This is a genomic window from Endozoicomonas sp. ONNA2, assembly GCF_024606365.1.
In the GTDB taxonomy this organism is placed as follows: Bacteria; Pseudomonadota; Gammaproteobacteria; order Pseudomonadales; family Endozoicomonadaceae; genus Endozoicomonas.
In genome coordinates, this window is sequence record NZ_JAHHPO010001180.1 from 1 (window position 1) to 1,703 (window position 1,703).

A 1,703-nucleotide genomic window follows, 5' to 3' on the forward strand; every position below is an offset into this window, starting at 1 on the left:
GTATTCCTTACCAGCTTGGTGGGCTGGTTTGGCTGGGTTCACAGAATAGTTACAAGTTATCATTCCTTCAAAAACTTGAGGAGCGTGAAAGAGAGCGTGATTCTGACTATAAACCAATAATTAGAACAGCAATAGTAACTGCCAGAAATGCTCCAGCCCATGAAAGAGTTATCACAACGCTTGAGGACTGGGGAGCAAGTGCAAATGAATCATTCTTCCTTGGTGGCATGGTGAAAAATAGAATTCTTGGCCGTCTTAAGCCATATATGTTTTTTCAGATAAGTCATTTAGAGTCAGAGGCTGGGTATATTCCTATGGTACATATTCCATTTGGTATAGCTAATTCGTGATCGTTATTGGGAAAATGCTGTAATATCTTTCTTCTTGTACGACACCGGTTTTCAATTGAGCAATATCATGGCCTGTGCCTGTGAAGGCTTCACCCGGGAGTCATTTTGCTGAATGATAGGGTGTGTACCTTGCAGAATGTCTATGAAAAGGAATTCATATGAACCCAATAATCCGCAAATATGTTTATGCCTATGCTATGGAGGTGGACTGGGGTGATTTATTGCCAGTGCGAGCAAAAGTAGCGGCAGCACTGAACAGTGTATTCCCGGCCGTTGTTGGCAACCAGGTTTCTTGTCATGGTTATATTCGCAAAGATCATGACTGCATTCTGAGTTATCAGGAAGCGCTTAAGCGAATGAAAAAGGTGCGGGTGTCTGCGCCGCTGAGAACAAAAATTATCCAGATGGCCCAGAGTATGGATTACTTTTTTGCTGACGAAGCGCCGGTATTGGAAGTTTATGTGACGTTTGATGGCAGCCCGGTGACGGTCATCAGTGATGATGGCGAGTGCTGTTTTCCCACCCCATTTCCCCTGGCCACCTGGAAGCGGATTACTGAGACGATGCAGCCAGAGGTTTATGCCCGGGCGAACTGGCCCAAACGGCGCAGGATGATTTTGAACACCATCAGGCACAATCTTGGATTTTATGATTATTATTCAGAGTTGATGGGCAATGAGAGTGCCATACGTCTTTTTGTGGATTATATAAAACGGTTTTTTCCAGAGCTGGTGACAGGGCTCTCTGATTTTCTCGACAAAAAAGCGCATCATGGCCTTGTGCCTGCCAAATCCGTGAAAAACACTGAGGTTGATGCTGATGTCTGTGACGCGGTTGTAAGACGGCACAGCCATCTGGTTGATTTGTACGATATGACTGATGGTGCGTTTTCTGATGTGTTTGAATAATGCGACTCGTCTCCATCCGAGAGCAGGGTCATCGCCCGCCAGGCAACATTTTTACCTTGGGTTCGCTCAAGGCTGTAAGCCCCGATAGAGCATTCTGTCGGGGTCTTGCTTTGCCGTGAAAGAAAATTGCGACGCAGGCACAGAGAACAGAAAAAAGCTTTTCCTGTGTAGCTCTGTGGCTAAAGCTTTCATGACAAAGGTGACAAATCATGGTCATGAAGATTTTGGAGAAAGATCGTTACGGCAGGGTCAACAGCTTCAGGTGCCTGAACAAGGCTACCGAAGCACCAGGAGGCTGTCCGGGAATAGCGCCCGACTGGGCGTCCCCGTAACGAGGACGACAGAAAATTGAGGCTAAAAATTCGGTTTTATGAGGTGAATAGCGGGGCGATTTGCCGAACAAAAGCGGATTTTTAGACCAATTTGCTGTCGCCGCACGACTGCA

Annotated in this window: 3 protein-coding genes; 2 read left to right on the top strand and 1 reads right to left on the bottom strand. The window is 46.4% G+C overall.

Translation table 11 applies throughout. From position 1 onward, the window contains the following. On the top strand, nucleotides 1–350 hold a 350-nt coding region (locus KDK14_RS20780), incomplete at its 5' end, for a 5'-nucleotidase (protein WP_257267151.1). 158 nt (nucleotides 351–508) lie between these two features. Next, nucleotides 509–1,258 carry a hypothetical protein gene (locus tag KDK14_RS20785; protein ID WP_257267152.1) on the top strand — a complete coding sequence of 250 codons (750 nt, stop codon included), beginning with the start codon at nucleotides 509–511 and terminating at the stop codon, nucleotides 1,256–1,258. A 238-nt stretch (nucleotides 1,259–1,496) separates the two neighbouring features. Here KDK14_RS20785 and KDK14_RS20790 read toward each other — a convergent pair. Further along, a partial coding sequence (locus KDK14_RS20790) for a hypothetical protein (protein ID WP_257267153.1) occupies nucleotides 1,497–1,703 on the bottom strand: 207 nt, incomplete at its 5' end.

What these genes read in the sequence shown, in the direction of transcription:
- KDK14_RS20785 (WP_257267152.1), top strand. Translation starts at nt 509, where the DNA reads ATGAACCCAATAATCCGCAAATATGTTTATGCCTATGCTATGGAGGTG.